General features: G+C 64.7%; 15 protein-coding genes. 11 read left to right on the top strand and 4 right to left on the bottom strand.

The features are described from left to right. On the top strand, positions 1–1,183 hold a 1,183-nt coding region (locus QE494_RS12335; protein WP_336619439.1), incomplete at its 5' end, for a phage integrase SAM-like domain-containing protein. A 94-nt stretch (positions 1,184–1,277) separates the two neighbouring features. Here QE494_RS12335 and QE494_RS12330 read toward each other — a convergent pair. After that, positions 1,278–2,303, bottom strand: coding sequence for a porin (locus QE494_RS12330; RefSeq protein ID WP_300043693.1), 1,026 nt, complete (start codon positions 2,301–2,303; stop codon positions 1,278–1,280). Positions 2,304–2,594: 291 nt separating this feature from the next. Between QE494_RS12330 and coq7 the strand changes: the two genes are divergently transcribed. After that, a complete protein-coding gene (gene coq7 / locus QE494_RS12325; RefSeq protein ID WP_300043692.1) occupies positions 2,595–3,212 on the top strand; it encodes a 2-polyprenyl-3-methyl-6-methoxy-1,4-benzoquinone monooxygenase in 618 nt (205 codons plus the stop codon). 67 nt (positions 3,213–3,279) lie between these two features. Here coq7 and QE494_RS12320 read toward each other — a convergent pair whose 3' ends face one another. Next, on the bottom strand, positions 3,280–3,732 hold the full coding sequence (locus QE494_RS12320; protein WP_300043690.1) for an OsmC family protein: 453 nt from the start codon (positions 3,730–3,732) through the stop codon (positions 3,280–3,282). 413 nt (positions 3,733–4,145) lie between these two features. Here QE494_RS12320 and QE494_RS12315 point away from each other — a divergent pair, with 413 nt between their 5' ends. From QE494_RS12315 to QE494_RS12285, 7 genes are all read left to right on the top strand, one after another. Further along, positions 4,146–5,306 carry a porin gene (locus QE494_RS12315; protein ID WP_336619440.1) on the top strand — a complete coding sequence of 387 codons (1,161 nt, stop codon included), beginning with the start codon at positions 4,146–4,148 and terminating at the stop codon, positions 5,304–5,306. Between the two features lie 384 nt (positions 5,307–5,690). After that, positions 5,691–6,383 (top strand): DUF3047 domain-containing protein, encoded by a 693-nt coding sequence (locus QE494_RS12310; RefSeq protein WP_300043695.1) that lies wholly within the window; start codon positions 5,691–5,693, stop codon positions 6,381–6,383. Between the two features lie 195 nt (positions 6,384–6,578). Beyond that, positions 6,579–8,165 (top strand): ABC transporter substrate-binding protein, encoded by a 1,587-nt coding sequence (locus tag QE494_RS12305; protein ID WP_300043689.1) that lies wholly within the window; start codon positions 6,579–6,581, stop codon positions 8,163–8,165. 143 nt (positions 8,166–8,308) lie between these two features. Then, a complete protein-coding gene (locus QE494_RS12300; protein ID WP_300043687.1) occupies positions 8,309–9,286 on the top strand; it encodes an ABC transporter permease in 978 nt (325 codons plus the stop codon). Positions 9,287–9,316: 30 nt separating this feature from the next. Then, positions 9,317–10,228 (top strand): ABC transporter permease, encoded by a 912-nt coding sequence (locus tag QE494_RS12295; protein WP_300043686.1) that lies wholly within the window; start codon positions 9,317–9,319, stop codon positions 10,226–10,228. 13 nt (positions 10,229–10,241) lie between these two features. Next, positions 10,242–11,249 (top strand): ABC transporter ATP-binding protein, encoded by a 1,008-nt coding sequence (locus QE494_RS12290; RefSeq protein WP_300043685.1) that lies wholly within the window; start codon positions 10,242–10,244, stop codon positions 11,247–11,249. Positions 11,250–11,338: 89 nt separating this feature from the next. Beyond that, the gene (locus QE494_RS12285; protein WP_300043694.1) at positions 11,339–12,298 is read left to right on the top strand and encodes an ABC transporter ATP-binding protein; all 960 of its coding nucleotides are present in this window, start codon (positions 11,339–11,341) and stop codon (positions 12,296–12,298) included. Between the two features lie 28 nt (positions 12,299–12,326). Here QE494_RS12285 and QE494_RS12280 read toward each other — a convergent pair whose 3' ends face one another. Continuing rightward, positions 12,327–13,175: a MurR/RpiR family transcriptional regulator gene (locus tag QE494_RS12280; RefSeq protein ID WP_300043684.1), complete on the bottom strand. Its 849-nt coding sequence runs from the start codon at positions 13,173–13,175 to the stop codon at positions 12,327–12,329. Further along, on the bottom strand, positions 13,175–14,641 hold the full coding sequence (gene zwf / locus QE494_RS12275; RefSeq protein ID WP_300043682.1) for a glucose-6-phosphate dehydrogenase: 1,467 nt from the start codon (positions 14,639–14,641) through the stop codon (positions 13,175–13,177). The genes QE494_RS12280 and zwf overlap by 1 nt, the downstream gene beginning before the upstream one ends. A 226-nt stretch (positions 14,642–14,867) precedes the next feature. Between zwf and QE494_RS12270 the strand changes: the two genes are divergently transcribed. Both QE494_RS12270 and QE494_RS12265 read left to right on the top strand, forming a co-directional pair. After that, on the top strand, positions 14,868–15,893 hold the full coding sequence (locus tag QE494_RS12270; RefSeq protein ID WP_300043681.1) for an ABC transporter substrate-binding protein: 1,026 nt from the start codon (positions 14,868–14,870) through the stop codon (positions 15,891–15,893). A 33-nt stretch (positions 15,894–15,926) separates the two neighbouring features. After that, entirely contained in the window at positions 15,927–18,155 is a 2,229-nt protein-coding gene (locus tag QE494_RS12265; RefSeq protein ID WP_300043680.1) for an iron ABC transporter permease, read from the top strand. The last annotated feature ends 123 nt before the right edge of the window (positions 18,156–18,278 follow it).

Below are 18,278 nucleotides of genomic sequence, written 5' to 3'. Positions count from 1 at the left end.
CTACAGGATCGGCGCTAGCCGCTTCTGGCAGGTGCGCTGCTTCTTCGCCGGCAGGACCTACAGCCGCAGCCTGCGCACCACCTCGATGAAGACCGCGCTTGAACTCGCGCGGAAATTTTTCGACAGCACCTCGGCCAGCATTTACCTGCGTACCGGTGTCGTACCCCACGACATCACGCCCAACTTTGCCAGCATTGCCGAGCAATTGTTCACGCAGGAGGCCGGCCGCACCGAGCGCGGTGAACTCTGCAAAGGTTCGCTGCAGGTCATACGCAACCGGCTTGACCGCTTCATCTTGCCCCAACTCGGCAAGACGCTCGTGCACGACATCAGCTACGCGGTTCTGCGCCGTTTCATTGACTATCTGGGGCACCTGAATCTCTCAACCACCACCATCGCGCAGTACCTCGTGATTGTGCGCAAGGTCCTCAAGCTCGGGCATCACCTGGGCCATGTGCATGAGATGCCAGAGTTTCCGCAGGTGCGGGTGAGCTCTCAACCACGCGGAGGCTTCACCGTCACGGAATATGCCCATCTTCTGCGCAAGGCGCGCGCTCTCGTCGGGCAACCCCACCCCATGCTCGCCCGGCTGGGCTCAGACCAGAAGTTCTGGATCGCGCGCGACCTGATGCGCATGCCGGTTGACCTTTCGCAGGTCATCGGCTTCATGGTCAACACCTTTGTGCGCCCGGGCGACATCAAGAAAGTTCGCCACCAGCACGTAGAGGAGGTGCGTGGCCGTCACGTGTATTTGCGCATGAACCTGCCCGAGACCAAGCGGCACGACAAGCCGGTGGTGAGCATGCGCGCGGCAGTGCGTATCTACCGGGCGGTGCAGGCCCGCCAGGCGCGGCGCGGCTATGGCGAGCCGGAAGACTTTCTCTTTCTGCCCCAAGTACAGAACCGCGAGCATGCGCTGGCGGTCTTGAATTTTCACTTCCAGTGGGTCTTGCGCGAGTGCGGGCTCACCACCGGGCCGCTTGGCCAAAAGCGCACGCTCTACAGCTTGCGGCACACGGCCATCACCTTCCGGCTTCTGTTCGGCCAAGGCATCGACATGCTGACTCTGGCACGCAACGCACGCACCAGCGTGAACATGATCGAGCGTTTTTATGCGTCGAGCTTGAGCGGGGAGATGAACGTGGGCATGCTGCAAAGCCGCCGGACCGGGGTCTCTGTTTGACTTGGCTCTTGCACCACAGGCAATAAAAAAACCCACCGGGTTACCCCGGTGGGTTGGGTTTCTCAATCTCAAGCTGTCTTGCGACAGCAAGAAATTAGAAGGTGTGGGACAGGCCCAGGAAGTAGTTGTTGGTAGCCTGGTCGTTCGAAGCGGCGCGCTTGTCGCGGGCGTATTCAGCGATCAGCATGGTGCGCTTGCTCAGGGAGTAGTCCACGCCGTAGGAGGTGCGGTCAACCAGGACGTCGGTCTTGGCGTTGTTCATCACACCGGCCTTGAAGGTGGCGGCACCAACCGGCACAGTGATGCCAGCAGTGAAGCCGTTGGCGTCAGGGGCGGGGGCGGTGGTAGAAAGCGGCAGGGTGGCGGAGCGACGGAAGTAAGAGGTCCACAACTTGGCAGCGCCGAAGTCATAGTTGGCGCCCAGGCTGGAAACCATGGCCTTGCCGGTTGCGGCAACAGCAGCAACCGGGGTCACTGCGGCGCGTGCGTCGCCATTCACACTGCTGGTTTGAGCGAACTGCACCGCCAGCGGGCCAGCGGCGTAGTTCAGCTTCAAGCCGACGGCGGGGTCTTGGCCAACCTTCGTGCCAGGAACAGAAACGCCCACGGTCGCGGTCAGGCCGCTCATCGAGGGGGTCGTGTACTGAACGGTGTTGTCACCACCCATGCCGGGGGCGGCGGCGGTCACGGCAAGGCCGGTCAGGGCACGAACGCCGAAGGCGTTGTAGCTAGCGTTGGAAGCAAAGGTGTACTTACCAGCCTTGATCGAGCCGAAACCAGCGTCCACTTGAACAAACAAGTCGCCGGTGGCGAGCCACGTGTTCTGGTTGTCGGTGGGGGCTGTGGTGTTGCCGCCTGCCGTTGCACCGATGCGCTGCTGAATTTGGCCGGTGACTTTGAGGCCGCCGCCGAGGTCTTCCACGGCGGTGAAGTACACGCTGTTGCCGGTCACGATGTCGGCGCCAGCAATGCGGGTCAACTGGCCAGACACGAGGCCAGTAGCATCACGAACCGTGCTCTGCTGCACACCCATGGACACGCCGCCAGAGATGGTGACGGAGGATTGTGCGAAAGCGGCGGAGGCTGCAAGGGCAGCCAGAGCAACTAGAGATTTTTTCATTTAAAGGTTCTCCAAGGTTGAGAGTGGGGGCCTAGGCCAATCACCTTTGCGGATGACTAGTCTGTCGGCCAACCTCCATTACGGAAGCTGCCGCTATTCAACCAGACGTGCTTGAGCCACGCAAAGAAAACCAAGCCAGATTTCCCGACTCGTTGCACACGGACAACAGTGCTGAGCGCCTGTGCGTATAGCGCCTCCCTAATGCTTTTGAACATCATCTCCAAAAAGTGAATACCTTGGAGTCTGTTTTGCGATTGATCGGGTCGGCGGCACCCCACGTACACTGCCCACATGGAATCGATCATCCTGGCCGTTGATAGCGCGTTGAGAACGCTCTTTGCCCCGCACCGTTCGGCTCGTCCCTATCCAGCAGCTGATGTGCAAGGCCCTGCATTAACTGAGCAGGAGCGAAAGCACGCGGCAGCGTTGATGCGGGTGAACCATGTGGGGGAAATTTGTGCTCAAGCGCTCTATGCCTCCCAAGCGCTGATGAGCCGGGATCCACAGCTGAGGCGTCACTTCGAGAAGGCCAGCCAGGAAGAGACCGACCATTTGGCTTGGACCCGGCAACGCCTCGCGGAACTGCAGGATCGGCCCTCTGTCTTGAACCCACTTTGGTACGCCGGCGCATTCGCTATGGGCGCAATTGCCGGGCGATTCGGCGATGCAGTGAGCCTGGGTTTCGTTGTGGAAACCGAGCGCCAGGTCGAGTCCCATTTGGATTCCCATCTGGGCAAGTTGCCTGCCGACGACCATGCATCACGCGCGATCGTGACTCAGATGAAGGCCGACGAACGGCACCATGCAGAGGAGGCACTCGCCGCAGGCGGATTGCCATTGCCCCAGGCCGTACAGGTCGGTATGCGCGTGGTCGCGAAGGTGATGACGACGACAGCGCACCACATTTGAAGCGCGGGTCGCCCAGTCACAGCCAGCCTCCGGGCTGGGGTCAGTGGGGCCTTGGTGTCTCGATTCCCTAGGCCGCTTCGACGAGTTCAAAGCTCGTGGTGATCGCGGCAGTCTTGCCAAGCATGATGCTCGCGGAGCAGTATTTTTCGTGGCTCATCGCGATTGCTCGTTCGACGGCCTGAGGCGGAATTCCTTTGCCTTGAACCGTGAAGTGCATATTGATCTTCGTGAAGACTTTGGGGTCCGCATCGGCTCTTTCCGAAGTGAGCTTGACCGAGCACCCGCGGATGTCATGACGCCCTCTTTTCAAGATCAGTACGACGTCATAAGCAGTGCACCCACCCGTTCCCGCCAAAACTGTTTCCATTGGCCTGGGAGCGAGGTTCTGGCCACCGTTTTCCGGCTTGCTGCTGTCCGGGGCGCCGTCCATCACCAGGACATGGCCGCTGCTGGTTTCCGCAATGAATCCCATGCCAGAGCGTGCGCCCGAGCCGCCGGTCCAAGTTACTGTGCAATCCATCGCAACCTCAAAAATGAATGTTCGGCCCCCGTGGGGCAGATAGACGATCTGTAGATGCGCCCTTTTGTGCTGCGTTGCAACACTCAGCGGCTATACTGATCCTCGAGCATACCTTTGAGGTGTGCAACGGTTGTCTCCTCCACCTTTCTTTTGGTGGATTTGGCCTCCAGACCGCAAGGTCTGGAGGCTTTTTTCTGCTCGGCTGGTGTACGGGCGAACAGTTCCTGAGTCCTCCGCTGGATTCTGGGTACTCCCACTCAACGCAAGTCATTGAGACCAAAGCGATATCTTGTTGCCCCGACTCCAAATGTCGTACTTGACCAGGGAATGAAGGACTTCCATGGGGTCACCGCGATTGGCTGGTGGAATTCCTCACTCAAACGGCCCCGATGCAAGGAAAGTGAATCCTTTAGATTGCAGTTGCTCTGGCCGCAATCGCTGCCACAGCAGGTGCTTTTGCCCAGTCCACCGTAACCTTGTTTGGCGGTCTGGACGTGAACTACCGGTCCGTCCACTCCGGCGACAACCGCTTCAGTGGGATCGGCACGGATGGGGCTTACTCCAGCCGGATCGGGTTGCGCGGCACTGAGGAGCTTGGGGGTGGGCTCAAGGCCAACTTCCACCTGGAAGGGGCGGTTGCGCCTGACGCCGGTCTGGGCGCATCCAGTGGCGGCCTCAACTTCCAGCGGCGCTCTGTTCTGGGTGTAGAAGGCGGATTCGGCTCGGTCGTGATCGGCCGCGATTACACGCCCCTCTTCGGTGTTTCCGGTGTGGTGGATCCGTTCTCGACCAACGGCGTAGGCAGCTCGTACAACCTGCTCAACAACATCATCTCGACCGCAGTCACGGCCGCTCCGACCACCTTTAGGACCGTCCAAAGTGCTGTCACCAGCGGCGCCAGCGTCAGCGCCGCACCGACCTTCGCCGGCACTACCTGGGGCGACCCCAGCGCCATCCGCATGAGCAATGCCATTGGGTACACCAGCCCGGTGATGAGCGGTTTCAGCGTGGCCGCGATGTACAGCTTTGGCAATGAAAACACGGGCTCTGCCAGGGCGGCCGGCACTGGGGCCAGCGCGCGCCTGACCTATGCGCAGGGTCCGCTCGCCATCTCTTTCGGCAGTCAGGCCGTCAAGGGCGGAGAAATTGGCACAACCTCCCTTGCAGGTACCGACAGGCAAAAGTGGATCACCAACTTCCTGGGTGGCTCCTATGACTTTGGCATCCTCAAGCTCAGTGCCGGCTACAAGATCGACATGCTGACCAGCGATGCCGCACTGACGGATCGCCTCAAGGGCACCATCGTCGGCGTGAGCGCGCCGGTTGGTCCCGTGGTGCTGCGCGCGTCTTACGTCGAGCGGCGTTTGGGTGACGACAAGATTGGCAACCAAGCCGCGGTGGGCGTGAGCTATGACCTGAGCAAGCGCACGGCGGTCTATGCCAACTATGCCGACCTCGACAACGAAGCGGGCTACGGCATGAGCATCAATGGCACCAGCAACGGTGGTGCTGTGATGTCGACAGCGGGTGGCCGTTCGCGCGGCCTGGAGATGGGCGTCCGCCACATCTTCTGAGCGGCTGGCTGATCATCGGGGCGCGAGCGGGCGGCTTTTTGCTCGTCAGCGCCCCGAAATTTCGTTAGCATCTTCTGCATTGGCCCATCTCTGGGCCAGTGGCGCTGTGGGGCAACCCAGGGCGCCGACTGCTTCTGCCTGGCATGGCTCATCCGCCTGCCCGGGTTTACGCCGCAAGATCGCAGGGGTTTTCGGTTGAGGTTGTTTTTTGTTCCCGCCGCCATCCTGGCTTTCGGTCTTTTGGCCGGCTGCGCTTCGCTCAGCCCGCCGGGCGCCGCGCCCGTAGAGGCTGCGGGTGGGGCCGAGAGCACTGCGCCGAGCGCCTCCTCGCAAACCGATTCGCGACATCCTCCCACTGCGGACGCAGCCCAAGAGGCGCAAGCGATCGCGCACAGTCCCTGGGGACACAACCCCCATGGTGCCCGCTGGGAGCATTTAGGTATGCCTGGAAAGCGGGCCACACGTTTTCGCTATCAGGTCACCGACGGTCGCCATGCGGTGGTGGCCGAGGCCCGTTCATCCGCGAGCTTGCTGCGCAAGACTGTTCGGGTGGAGGCGCAGGATCTGGGGCACATCCGCTTTTCCTGGAAGGTGCCCTCCCTGATTGCCGGGGCCGACATGGCGCAGCGAGACAAGGACGACTCTCCTGTGCGCATCGTGCTGGCCTTCGACGGTGACCGGTCACGCTTTTCCACCAAAGACTCGATGCTGGCAGAGCTGACCCGGGCGATCACCGGTGAAGAAATGCCCTATGCGACCCTCATGTATGTCTGGTCCAACAACTCGGCGGTGGGTGACGTGATCCACAACCCTCGCACAGACCGTATTCGCAAAATGGTTCTTGAGGCCGGCCCGCAGTCGCTGGGCCGCTGGCGCGAATATGAGCGCGATATTCGCGCGGACTACGAGCGAGCTTTCGGAGAGCCGCCCGGAGCCCTGATAGGCGTGGCCATCATGACCGATTCGGACAACACGCGCTCCATGGCCAGGGCCTGGTACGGGGCGGTCCGGGTACAAGCGTCAAGCGCTTCTCCTGCGCGGCGCACCGCCCGCCAAACGGGCCAGAGCAGCCCCTGAGAACGGGGCGGCGGTGGGTGAAGCCCCCGGCCATCACGGGGTCTTGCGGAACTCCGTGTTGCCGCGCCCATTGGGGCGGCGAGGTCGGCAACACCCCGCCATCAGGGTAATCCCGCGCGCCCGGTGTCTTCCGGATTGCATATAGATTGCAAGCTGATGCATATTCCGGTTTCCTGTCAATTTGGAACCAGAGCAATGAAGAAACTCAAGTTCGCACTCTTGGGCGTGGTCGCCGCCACCGCCCTGGCCGTATCTCCCGTGTCCATGGCCAAGCCGTTCAAGTGGGCCAGCGCCGGTGAGATTTCGACCTGGGATATCCACTCGCAGAACAACGCGCTGCAAAACGGCATTCATGCTGCGGTGTACGAGTCCCTCGTTTACTACAACAGCCGCACCTTCAAGATCGAGCCGGTGCTGGCGACCGCCTGGAACCAGGTCACCCCTACCCAGTTGCGCGTGACCCTGCGCCAGAACGTCAAGTTCCACGATGGCAGCGCCTTCACCGCCGACGACGCGGTGTTCTCTATCCAGCGGGCGATGGCGAAGACCTCGAACTTCACCCCCTACACCGCGGGTATCGACCGCGTGGTGAAGGTCAATGCGAACACCATTGACATCATCACCAAGGCCGCCAACCCGGTGCTGCTCAATCAGCTCACCGAACTCAGGATGATGAGCAAGGCCTGGGCCGAGATGAACAACTCGGTCGACCCCAAGGACATCCGTAACGTCACCCAGGAGACCTTTGCCAACCGCAACGCAATGGGCACCGGGCCTTTCACCCTCAAGCAGTGGGTGCCCGACCAGCGCATGGTGATGGAGCGCAACCCCAACTGGTGGGGCCGCCTTGAGGGCAACATCACCGAGATCGTCTACACCCCCATCAAGGCGGAGGCCACCCGTGTCGCGGCCCTGCTGTCGGGTGAGGTCGACTTGGTGCTCGACCCCAGCCCGCAAGACCTGGGTCGCCTGCGTAACAACGCCAACCTCAAGGTCGTGGATGGCGTCGAAAGCCGCACCATCTTCTTTGGCCTGGACACCTTCCGTGACGAGCTGCCGGGTTCGAGCGTGAAAGGCAAGAACCCGCTCAAGGACCTGCGCGTTCGCAAGGCGCTGTATCAGTCGATCGATATCGACAGCCTGATGCGCGTGACCATGCGCGGCCTGGGTCAGGCCACGGGCACGCTGCTCGCCTCCCAGGTGAACGGCTGGAACGAAGACCTGCACAAGCGCATGCCTTATGACCAAGAGGGCGCCAAGAAGCTGCTCGCCGAGGCTGGTTATCCGCAGGGCTTCGAGATCGACTTCGCTTGCCCGAATAACCGCTATATCAACGACGAAGAGATCTGCCAGGCTGTGACCGCGATGTGGGCCAAGGTGGGCGTTCGCGCCAAGCTGCGCACCCTGCCGCTGGTGACCTACTTCCCGATGATCCAGCGTTACGAGGCCAGCATTTACATGCTCGGCTGGGGCGTGCCCACCTTTGACGCGATGTACACCCTGCAGTCGCTGGTGCGCACTGTGGGCACCGATGGCGACGGCAACTACAACGTTGGTCGTTACAGCAATGCGCGACTGGATGCGGTGATCGACCGGGCGAAGGTGGAAACCGACCTTCTGGTTCGTAACCGCCGCCTGGTGGAGGCGCTGCAGATTGCCAAGGACGATGTGTCCCACATTCCCCTTCACAACCAGGTCATTCCCTGGGCGATGAAGAAGAACATCGAGGTGGTCCACCGCCCGGACAACCGCATCGACTGGCGCCTGGTCAAGGTCAACTGATCGCGGCGACGCCTTCTGCCCCGCTCCGGCGTATTGCCGGGTGGGAATGATGTGACGGTGAGGCCCACACGCGGGCGACCCCTGCGTGTGGGCCTTTGCCTCGACTAGCCTGTCCTGATCACCCAGGATCTCTGGACCCCTGCATGTTTGCTTTCATCTTGCGCCGCCTCGCCCAAGCCCTGGTGGTGATGGTCTCGGTGGCCTTCATCGCCTTTCTGCTGTTTCAGTATGTTGGCGACCCGGTGGTCTTCCTCCTGGGCCAAGAGGCGACGCCTGATCAAATTCGCGAACTGCGCGCCGACCTGGGCCTGGACCAGCCCTTCATCGTGCAGTTCGGTCACTTCCTGCTGAACGCCGTGCAAGGCGAGTTCGGCTTGTCGCTGCGCCAGGGCTCCAAGGTCTCGACCCTGATCGCCGAGCGCTTTCCGGCGACGCTGGAGTTGGCCTTGATCGCCGCGGGTCTGGCCCTGGTCGTGGGCATCCCGATGGGGGTGTACGCCGCGCTGCGCAGGGGTACCTTCCTCAGCCAGGTCTTCATGACGATCTCGCTGTTGGGCGTGTCCCTGCCCACCTTCCTGATCGGCATCATGCTGATCTTGCTGTTTGCGGTCACCCTGGGTTGGTTTCCCAGCTTCGGACGCGGCGATACGGTCAAACTGGGTTGGTGGTCCACCGGCCTGCTCACAGCCAAGGGCTGGCATCACATCGTTCTGCCAGCGGTGACGCTGGCGGTTTTTCAGCTCACGCTGATCATGCGGCTGGTGCGTGCCGAGATGCTGGAGGTGCTGCGCACCGACTACATCAAGTTCGCCCGCGCCCGCGGCCTGTCTGACCGGGCGATCCACTTCGGCCATGCGCTGAAGAACACACTGGTCCCGGTGCTCACCATCACCGGGCTGCAACTCGGCGGCCTGATCGCCTTTGCGATCATCACCGAGACGGTGTTCCAATGGCCCGGCATGGGCCTGCTGTTCATCCAGGCGGTGACCTTTGCCGACATCCCGGTGATGGCGGCCTACCTGTGCCTGATCGCCCTGATCTTTGTCGTGATCAACCTGATCGTTGACCTGCTGTACTTCGCTGTCGACCCGCGCCTGCGTATCGACCGCGGCGGCCATTGAACCCGGCCTGAAACGCCCGCAAAGCGCGCCATGAAATCCATCTTCACTCGCTGGCTCGACAGCGACATCGGCTTCAGCTTCCGCTCCTCGCCCGTGGCGGTCGGAGCGGCTGTCGTCGCCCTCATCTGTCTGCTGGGCGCGCTGCTGGCGCCCTGGCTGGCGCCCCACAACCCGATGGACCTCACCACCCTGGAGCTGTCTGACGCCCGCCTGCCGCCGGCCTGGGAGGCCGAGGGCCGGCTGCGCTTTGTGCTGGGCACCGACGACCAGGGCCGCGACATTCTCTCGGCCCTGATGTACGGCGCGCGCATCTCCCTGGTGGTGGGTCTTATCTCGGTGGTGCTGTCCATGGTGATCGGCGTGGGCCTGGGCCTGCTAGCGGGCTTTCGCGGCGGCTGGATCGATGCCTTCCTGATGCGCCTGTGCGACGTGATGCTGTCCTTTCCGGCCATCCTGGTCGCCTTGCTCATTGCCGGCGTGGGCCGGGCGCTGTTTCCGGATGCGCAGGAGTCGGTGGCCTTCGGCGTGCTGATCCTGGCGATCACGCTCACCGGTTGGGTTCAGTACGCGCGCACCGTACGCGGCTCCACGCTGGTGGAGCGCAGCAAGGAGTATGTGCAGGCGGCCCGCGTCACCGGCGTCGCGCCGCTGCGCATCATGTTCCGGCATGTCCTGCCCAATGTGCTGGGCCCGGTGCTGGTGCTGGCCACCATTCACGTGGCCACCGCCATCCTGACCGAGGCGACCCTGTCCTTCCTGGGCGTGGGCGTGCCGCCGACCTCGCCCTCGTTGGGCACTTTGATCCGGGTCGGCAACGACTATCTGTTCTCTGGCGAGTGGTGGATTACCGTTTTCCCCGGCCTGATGCTGATCTTGATCGCGCTGTCGGTGAACCTGCTGGGTGACTGGTTGCGCGACGCGCTCAACCCCAAGCTGCGCTGAGAGGGGACGCCGAATGAGCCTATTGCAAGTCAAGAACCTGGTCGTCGAATTTCCGCACCGCCGCGGCACCCTGCGCGCGATTGACGGCATTTCCTTCGACATCGCCCCCGGCGAGATTTTGGGCGTGGTCGGCGAGTCGGGCGCCGGCAAGTCGCTCACCGGCGCCGCCATCATCGGCCTGCTGGAGCCACCGGGGCGCATCGCCTCGGGCGAGGTTTTGCTCGAAGGCCAGAAGATCAACGGCCTGCCGGCCCACCAGATGCGCCATATCCGTGGCCGGCGTATCGGCGCCATCTTCCAGGACCCGCTCACCTCGCTGAACCCGCTCTACACCATCGGCAGGCAGCTGACGGAGACCATCCTGGCCCACCTGCCAGTGGACGCCGCCGAGGCCCGCCGGCGTGCCATCGCCCTGCTCGAGGACACCGGCATTCCGGCCGCCGCCGAGCGAATTGACCATTACCCGCACCAGTTCTCGGGCGGTATGCGTCAGCGGGTGGTGATCGCACTTGCGCTGGCCGCCGAGCCGCAGCTGATCGTGGCCGACGAGCCGACGACCGCGCTCGACGTGTCCATCCAGGCCCAGATCATCCAGTTGCTCAAGCGCCTGTGCCGCGAGCGCGGTGCGGCGGTCATGCTGATCACCCACGATATGGGCGTCATCGCCGAGACCTGCGACCGGGTCGCGGTGATGTACGCCGGGCGCATTGCCGAGATCGGTCCGGTGCGCGAGGTGATCCACGCGCCGGCCCACCCCTACACCCGTGGGCTCATGGCGGCCATTCCGGACATCGGGGTCGACCGCGAACGTCTGCACCAGATCGACGGCGCCATGCCCCGGCTCAACGCCATTCCAACAGGCTGCGCCTACCACCCCCGTTGCCCGCAGGCGCAAGACCGTTGCCACCGCGAGCGGCCTGTGCTGATGGCGGCCAGCGCCACCCGCGCGGCCTGCTGGCTCAATGACGATGGGACGGCTTCGGCGGCGAACGCTGCCCCTTCTGCAAAGGTGTCGGTATGACCGCCCCGATCGATACCGAGAACCCCTCCGTCGCCGCCGCTGCGACGCCCCCCGCTGGCACGCCCCTGGTTCAGGCCCGCGACCTGGCGATGTCCTTCGACGTCTCCGCCCCCTGGCTGAACCGGGTGCTCGAGGGCCGGCCGCGGCAACTGCTGCATGCGGTCGACGGGGTGAGCTTTGACATTCAAAAGGGACAAACCCTGGCCCTGGTGGGCGAGTCTGGCTGTGGCAAGAGCACGGTGGCCCGGCTCCTGGTGGGCCTGTACCAGCCCACCCGGGGTGGCCTGACCTTTGACGGCCAGGACGCGCACGCCGCCTTCCGCCGCGCCGAGGGTCGCGCCCTGCGCCGGCGCATCCAGATGATTTTTCAGGACCCCTACGCCAGCCTCAATCCGCGCTGGACGGTAGAGGCTATCGTGGGCGAGCCGCTGCGTGAGCACGGCCTGGTGACCGGTGACGAGGCCTTGCGCGAGCGGGTCGACGCGCTGCTGCAGTCGGTCGGCCTCTCGCCCCAGGACCGGGTGAAGTTTCCGCACCAGTTCTCGGGTGGCCAGCGCCAGCGCATCTCGATTGCCCGGGCCCTGGCGACCGAGCCGGAATTTTTGGTCTGCGACGAGCCGACCTCGGCGCTTGATGTGTCGGTGCAGGCGCAGGTTCTGAACATCATGAAGGACCTGCAGCGCCGCCGCGGTCTGACCTATCTGTTCATCTCGCACAACCTGGCCGTGGTGCGGCATGTGAGTGACCAGGTGGGTGTGATGTATTTGGGCCGGCTGGTGGAATTGGCGGACAAGCAGACCCTGTTCGCCACGCCGCGCCACCCCTACACGCGCATGCTGCTGGAGGCCATCCCCAAGATGCACCAGACCGGCCAGGCGCGCACGCCGGTCCAGGGCGAGGTGCCCAATCCGCTCAACCCGCCCGCGGGTTGCGCCTTCAATCCGCGCTGTCCGGAGGCCAATGACCGTTGCCGAAGCGAGCGGCCAGAGCTCCAGACGATTGGCGGGATCCGTATTGCCTGCCATGCGGTGGAGGAGGGGCGGCTTTGAACCGCCTGTCCGCCACGCGTTCCTGCGCTCAGGTGTAGCGCTTGCTGCGAAGGCTGTTCTTCATGTCCTGCAGCACTGGCTGCAAGGTGTCGCTGCCGATGCGCAGCGCCACACAGGTGGCCAGCACGTCGATGATCGCCAGATGCAAGAGGCGCGACACCATCGGGCTGTAGCGGTCATAGCCCTCGGGATGGTCTGCCGCCAAATGGATCTGGCCCTGCGCCGCCAGAGGCGAGCCGCTGGCGGTGATGACGATGGTGGTGGCACCCTTGCGGCGGGCAATGTCGCAGGCGTCCATCAGGTCGCGGGTGCGGCCGGAGTTTGAAATGACCACCACGCAGTCGCCCGGCCCCAGGAGCGACGCGCTCATCACCTGCATATGGCCGTCGCTGCAGGCGGCGGTGTGCACGCCCAGGCGGAAGAACTTGTGCTGCGCGTCCTGGGCCACGATCCCTGAGTTGCCCACGCCGTAGAACTCGATGCGCCGCTGCTGGCGCCCCGCAGATACCAGCGCCTCGCTGGCCCGCTCGATCGCCACCGTGCTGGCGTCGTTGCGGTACTTGAGGAAGGCGGCCACCGTGTTGTCGATCACCTTGACCATCACCTCGGCCGGCCGGTCGTCGGCGTCGACGCTGCGGTGGATGAAGGGCACGCCCTCGTTCACGCTGCCGGCGAGCTTGAGTTTGAAGTCCGACAGGCCGTCATAGCCCAGGCTGCGGCAAAAACGCACCACCGTCGGCTTGCTCACATGGGCGCGGTCTGCCAGTTCGGCCACTGGCAGCGTGGCGAAGGCCCGCGGGTCGGCGAGCACCAGCTTGCCCACGCGCTGCTCCGCGGGCGCCAGGGCGGGGAGGCAGGCTTTGACTCGGTCGAGCATCAGCGCTCCTCCGTCCAGCAGTGCCCGTCGCGGGCGATCATGGCGCTCGACGCACTCGGCCCCCAGGTGCCGGCGGCGTAGGGCCGCAGCCCTTGGGGGTGGGCTTGCCAGTGCGCCAGCAGGGGTTCCACCCAGCGCCACGCCTCCTCCTGCTCGTCGCTGCGCACGAAGAGGTTGAGGCGGCCGTCGATCACGTCGAGCAGCAGCCGCTCGTAGGCGCCCACCCGCTCGGCGCCGAAGCGCTTGTCGAAGTCCAGATCCAGTGACACCGGCGTGAGCTGGGGCGTGGTCTGGCGCTCCCACTGCCGGCCGTCCTGGGCCTGGGCCAGCAGGTGCAGCTCCAGGCCGTCCCGCGGCTGTAGGTGAATGACGAGACGGTTGGCCGCGCCAGGCGGCGCGCCGAAGATGGCGTGCGGCGCCGGGCGGAAGTTCACCACGATGTGGGCCTCGCGCGCGGCGAGGCGCTTGCCGGTGCGGATGTAGAAGGGCACACCCGCCCAGCGCCAGTTGGCGATCTCGGCGCGCAGGGCGACGAAGGTCTCGGTGTGGCTGCCGGGGGCCACGCCGGGCTCGTCTAGGTAGCCCCTGACCGGCTGCCCGTCTACCTTACCTGCGGTGTACTGGCCGCGGATTGCGTGCCCGTCCAGCGTGGCGGCCGTCCAGGGCTTGAGGGAGCGCAGCACCTTGAGCTTTTCGTCGCGGATCGCGTCGGCGTGCGCATTGATCGGGGGCTCCATCGCCAGCGCGCACAGCAGTTGCAGCGCGTGGTTTTGCACCATGTCCCGCAGCGCGCCGGTGCTGTCGTAGAACGCGCCGCGTTTTTCCACGCCCAGGTCCTCGGCGATGGTGATCTGGATGTGGTCGATGTTTTCCCGCCTCCACAGCGGCTCGAACAGGGCGTTGCCAAAGCGCAGCGCGAACAGGTTCTGCACCGAGGGCTTGCCGAGGTAGTGGTCGATGCGAAACACCTGCTTCTCGCTCAAGACCCGTCCGACTGTTTCGTTGATGGCGCGGTTGGACGCCAGGTCGTGGCCCAAGGGCTTTTCCAGCACCAGCCGGGTGCGGGCGGTGTTGAGGCCCGCCGCTGCCAGTTGCTCGCACACCCCGGTGAAGAGGCTGGGCGCCGTGGCCAGGTACATCACCACCGTGTCGGCCTGGCGCTCGGCCAGACGCTGAGACAGGCGGGCGTAGTCGGCCGGCTGCGACAGATCCATGCGCACGAAGCCCAGCATCTGGCCGAAGCGCTCGAACTCGTCGGCGCTGGGTCGCTTGGCGAGATCGACCTCGTCGAAGCGGCTGCGGATGAAACTTCGGTACCGCGCGTCATCCAGATCGTCGCGGGCCACACCGAGGATGCGCCCACCGGCCGGCAGGCTGCCATGTCGGAAGGCCTGGAACAAGGCGGGCATCAGCTTGCGCCAGGCGAGGTCGCCGGTGCCGCCGAAGAGAACGAGGTCGAAGCTCATGGTGGGTTGAGAGCGGGAGTCGGATCAATGTAACTTGGTTTCATGTCTTGCGAGGGTCTGGTTTCATCCCTTCGGGCTGATCGGGGGTGTTGGCCCCCGCTCCAGAAAGCTCGGCCTGTCAGTGCAGAAAGTCGGTGTTCGTCTACCGATGGGTCGGTGTTTCCCCCGGGCCGCGCCAGAAACCGCCGGGTTACGATGGAGGGTAATCCGATTACAAGTACAGACCATGAAAAAGCTCGTCCGAAGCGCCGCCCTTGCACTGATCGCCGCCGCTGTGGCCACGCCCGTCCTGGCCCAAGGCCAAGTGAACATCATCTGCTCGGTGCAGGCCGAGTGGTGCAACCTGATGGCCACCGTGTTCACCCGCACCACTGGCACCAAGGTCAACATGACCGCCAAGGGCTCGGGCGAAGCGCTGGCGCAGATCAATGCGGAAAAGGCCAATCCCAAGACCGACATCTGGTTCGGCGGCACCGGCGACCCGCACCTGCAGGCAGCGGAGCAGGGCCTGACCCTCGAATACAAATCCTCCCAACTCTCACAACTGCACCCCTGGGCGCAGAAGCAGGCGGCCGACGCCGGCTTCCGCACGGTGGGCGTGTACCTGGGCCCCTTGGGCTTTGGCTACAACAAGGAGATGCTGGCCAAGAAGAAGGCCCCCGCGCCTGCCGGCTGGGCCGACCTGCTGCGGCCCGAGTACAAGGGTGATATCCAGATGGCCAACCCGGCTTCGAGCGGTACCGCCTACACCATGATCGCCACCCTGGTGCAGCTCATGGGCGAGGAGAAGGCCTTTGCCTTCATGAAGTCCCTGCACCCGAGCATCAGCACCTACACCCGCTCCGGCACCGCCCCCATCAAGGCCGCTGCGCGTGGCGAGACCATGGTGTCCATCAGCTTCGTGCACGACGTGGCCACCGAGGCACTGGCCGGCTTTCCGGTCGTCGGCGTCTACCCCAGCGAGGGCACGGGGGCCGAGATCGGCTCGATGAGCATCGTCAAGGGCAGCCCCAACGCCGAGGCGGCCAAGCGTTTCTATGAGTGGGCCCTGACCCCGGGTGGCCAGCAGTTCGGCCTGGCCGCCAACCAGTTTCAGTTGCCCAGCAACAAGAACGTGCCCAAGGATGCGCGCATGGCCGACCCGTCCAAGATCAAATTGATCAACTACGACTACGCCAAGTACGGCTCCAGCGCCGAGCGCCGCCGCCTGATCGCCCGCTGGGAGCGCGAGATCCTGAACCAGGGCCGCTGATCGGCGCCCGCCGTCTGGCCGCGCCCTCGCCGGATGCCCATCTCCACTGACCGCGCCCTCTGGGCCTGGCTTGCGCTCGCGCTGCTGGCGTGGGTCGGGCTGCCTTGGTACGCCCTGTCTGAGGGCTCGGGCCTGGCCCAGGTGCACCAGGTGTTTGCTGCGCCCGAGACCGGCAGCGGTCTGGCGCAGGCGCTTTTGTTTGGGCGCGCGTGGCTGTGGGGCGTGCCAGCCGCACTACTGGTGGCAGGTATCGGCCTGCTGCTGCCGCCCGGCCGGCGTCAGGGCGCTTGGCTGATGGCGGGTGGGCTGCTGGGGCTGATCGGTGTGCTGGGCAGCGGCTTCTTGGTGGGAGCCCGCGGCTGGGCCTTTGAAAGCCTCAACGCTTTCTTGGGCGAGCTCGCCAGCCGTCAGGGCGGCATGGGCTTGGGTGGATCTGTGACGCTGGCCGCGCTGCTGGTGCTGGCAGCCTTCGGTGCCGCGCGCCGGGGCGCCTTCCGCGGCGATCTGTTCACGTCGGCAACGGTCTGGGTCTGTGGCAGCCTGCTGCTGCTGTTCGTCGCCTTTCCGGTGCTCAAGGCCCTGTCGGCGGCCGTGCTCACCGAAGACGGTGGCTGGGCGCCTGCACTGCTGTGGGAACGCATCGCGAGCGAGCGCAATTTTGGTTTGGCCTGCCTGTCTGGCGGCACGCGCTGCGGCGTGGCCTGGAACACCTTGTTCATGGGCCTGCTGACCGCCACCAGCACCACCGTACTGGGCACCTTCATGGCCCTCATGGCCGAGCGCGGGGGGCACCGCCGCGCGGCACCTGCGTTCAACGTGGTCGCCCTGCTGCCGATCATCACGCCGCCCTTCGTGGTTGGCTTGGGTCTCATCTTGCTGTTTGGCCGCGCCGGCGTGGTGAACCAGTTTCTCGAGTACGCCTTCGGCATCACCCCCACACGCTGGTTTTACGGCTGGTTCGGCGTCTGGGTGGCGCAGACCTTTGCCTTCACCCCGGTGGCTTTCCTGATCATGCGCGGTGTGGTCCAGGGCATCGCCCCCAGCCTGGAGGAGGCGGCGCAGACCCTGCGCGCCGATCGCTGGCAAACCTTTCGCACCGTGACCCTGCCCCTGATCAAGCCCGGGCTGGCCAACGCATTCCTGGTGGGCTTCATCGAAAGCATGGCCGATTTCGGCAACCCCATCGTGGTGGGTGCGCAGTTCTCGGTGCTGTCGACAGAAATCTTCTTTGCCATCGTCGGCGCCCAGTACGACCAGGGGCGCGCCGCGTCCCTGGCCTGGGTGCTCACCGGTTTTGCACTGGCGGTTTTTGCGGCCCAGCGCTGGCTGTTGCACAAGCAGCAGTTCACCACCGTCTCAGGCAAGGGAGAGGCCGGCGTGCCGCCGCCGCTGCCGACTGGCGTTTCGCGCGTAGTGCACGGCGTGGCCCTGCCCTGGATGGCGTTCACCCTGGCCGTGTACGCGCTGGCCTTCTTCGGCGGTTTTGTTCACACCTGGGGCCGCGACTACAGCCTGAGCTTCAAGCATTTCATCACCGCCTTCGCCCTGGACTGGGGCCCCTTCGGCCTGGTCTGGGCCGGCACCGCCTGGAGCTCTTTCTTCACCACCATCAAGCTGGCCGCCATCGCTGCGCCGCTGACCGCTGGCCTGGGCCTGTTGATCGCGTGGCTGATGGCGCGCACCGAGTTTCGCGGGCGCGGCCTGTTCGAGTTCTCGGCCCTCCTGGCCTTTGCGATCCCGGGCACGGTGCTGGGGGTGAGCTACATCCTGGCCTTTAACGTGCCGCCCTTCGAGCTGACCGGCACCGCCATGATCATCGTGCTGTGTTTCATGTTCCGTAACCTGCCGGTGGGCGTGCGCGCTGGCACCGCCGCCTTCAAGCAGCTCGATCGCTCGCTCGACGAGGCCTCACTCATGCTGCGAGCCGGCAGCCTGCGCACCCTGCGTCACGTGTTGCTCCCCCTGCTCAAGCCGGCCCTGGTGGCGGCCCTGATCTACAGCTTTGTGCGGGCGATCACCACGGTGAGCGCGGTGATCTTTCTGGTCAGCGCCGAGAACGAACTGGCCACCACCTACATCATCGGCCGGGTGGGCAATGGCGACTACGGCGTCGCCCTGGCGTATTGCACGGTGCTGATCTTGTTGATGTCCCTGGCCATCGCGCTGATCCAATGGCTGGTGGGCCAGCGCCGGCTGGGCCGTCGCGCCGTCGCCCTGCCTGCTGACCGTACCGCTGCAGCGGTTCCTTCCACGAGCGCCTGACCCATGAGCCCCTCTGCCCCCGGCATCGAATTTCGCCAAGTCTCTAAGCGCTACGGCAATGACCCGGCCACGCCCCTGGCGGTGGATCGGGTCAGCTTCAGCGTGCCGCGCGGCACGCGCACC

Origin of the sequence: Ramlibacter sp. (assembly GCF_029866045.1) — a bacterium.
Classification (GTDB): domain Bacteria; phylum Pseudomonadota; class Gammaproteobacteria; order Burkholderiales; family Burkholderiaceae_C; genus Ramlibacter.
The sequence above is the reverse complement of the archived record's forward strand: the minus strand, read 5'-3'. Positions and strand labels throughout refer to the sequence as shown.